At 23.4% G+C, this 1,940-nt stretch carries 2 protein-coding genes; one reads left to right on the top strand and one right to left on the bottom strand.

Features of this window, described 5'->3' with window-relative positions; genetic code table 11:
• The first annotated feature begins 415 nt into the window (after nucleotides 1-415).
• On the top strand, nucleotides 416-628 hold the full coding sequence (locus KJQ99_RS09240) for a hypothetical protein (RefSeq protein ID WP_214150642.1): 213 nt from the start codon (nucleotides 416-418) through the stop codon (nucleotides 626-628).
• Between the two features lie 9 nt (nucleotides 629-637).
• Here the strand turns inward: KJQ99_RS09240 and KJQ99_RS09245 are convergent.
• Nucleotides 638-1,940: CDP-glycerol glycerophosphotransferase family protein (locus KJQ99_RS09245; RefSeq protein WP_214150643.1), on the bottom strand; the 1,303-nt coding region annotated here is incomplete at its 5' end.

The raw sequence follows: 1,940 nt of genomic DNA on the forward strand, positions 1-1,940 counted from the left end.
ATTTAGTAGAATGTAAGAAAATATTCTTTTTTATATTAATTTTTATGTTAATAATTTGTTTAATAAATATGCATTATGAGTGGTTAAATTTTAATATTCCTATTGATTTTATTACAAAAAAGAACTTATATTAATTTTTATTGTTTTATCTTTATTTTGTTTTATGGTTTTGATTTATATAAAATTATTTTTTACTTTACCTAAAAATATTGACGCTTTATCTATCGATAATACAAGCGATAAAAAGTTACAAAAACAATTAATTAGAAGTGATATTTTATCTAATAACTTGTTTTATTTAGGAATTGGCTTTATAATAATATTCTTTATATTATTTATAATATTATAAATTTAATTTAAGGAATATTTAATGAACAAGTAAGTTAAGCGTATAAGTGAAATTAGTGAAAAAGAGTTGGCAGAGTTACTTTATAATGGCGAAGTTTTATCTATAAGTGAAGAACGTGACTTATCATTATCAAATGAGTCTTTAGGACCGTTAATGTCTGATATAGATGATAGATTGAAACCGGCTAAAGGCAATGAGGAAGAAAGTAAGGAAATAGCAAAGGAATTAAAAAGTAAAAATAATATTGTTGTGACTTTACTTAAAAAAATAATAAGCTAGGCGTTTTGTCTAGTTTATTATTTTTAAAATTTCTTGATAGATATTTTCTGATGCTGTTTTGCCATTAATTTTGCTGAAGTATTTTTTAACAAACTTTGTTCTTTCTTGTTTTAAGTAATCGTTTTCTTTTAGAATCACATCTTCTATGAATTTTATTATATCTTGCTTTAAATCATTTTTTGTTTTATAACAAACTTCATAAAGTTTTTCACCAAATTCATTTAAACCTAATCTAGTTTTGCTACCAATTGTATGAAGTAATGGTTTGTTACAAGATGTATATTCTGCCATAAAAGAGCAAGAATCCATAATCATAGCATCTGATGTCAAGAATAAATCCATAAATTCTCCATCACTATAGTATTGACAATTTTCTAATTTGTCCCATTTTTGATAGTATTCTTTTTGCCTATCTGACCCCCACCATTCAGGTTTTGATAGTGTTACTTCCAGCATAGGGTGTGGCCTAAATGCTATTTGGATATCATCTTTATACTTATTAGCAAGTTCTAACATAAAGTCATATAAATCTAAAAATGAATTATATTGATACATTTTATCAGGGTGTTTTAGTGAATGATGTGGAGCCCATATTATTCGTTTTTTTAACTTATTTTGGTTTTTCCAATGATTTGATGGTAAATAGTTTTTATTATGTATAACATCTATTTTAGGACTACCTACTATTTTTACATTTTTTCCATTGTTTTTCATATAATTTTTTGCCATTTCTTTATGTATAATAGATGGCCTAAAATAAATATCAACTAAATTATTTAACTCATAATTACAAGTTAACTTATCTTCCATAACAGAATATCCATATTCGTTTAAAAAGTTAATCTTATCTTGAAATCTAGTAATATAATAAAGATTGTCTATGTGCATTTTCATAAAATCTGTATGTATTATAATATCAGGATTTATAGTGTTTTTTATATCTATTATTTTATTTGCTGATAAATCATATCCACATATTACATTTTTATATCCTTTATCTTCAAAAAATATTTTTAGCTTATTAGTAAAATCAAACATTGTCTTTTGTGGAAAGAAAACATCTGGTGTAATCACTATATATGGTTCTAATTTTTGATTTTGAATGACTAATTTATATAATTCATCAAAACACCACAAGCCAGGTCTAGCTATAAAAAAACATATTTTGATTTTTTCTTTTTTTAGTTTAATAGCATTGTATTTCTTTTCTTTTATCAATTTAATTGTTTTCTTATCGTTATAAATCTTTAAAAGCCTTGTTATAAACAATAAATTTATTTTAGCTTTTCCATCTTTTTCTCTATATGAAAAT

The sequence above is a fragment of the Campylobacter sp. 2018MI13 genome (assembly GCF_018501135.1).
Lineage (GTDB): Bacteria > Campylobacterota > Campylobacteria > Campylobacterales > Campylobacteraceae > Campylobacter_E.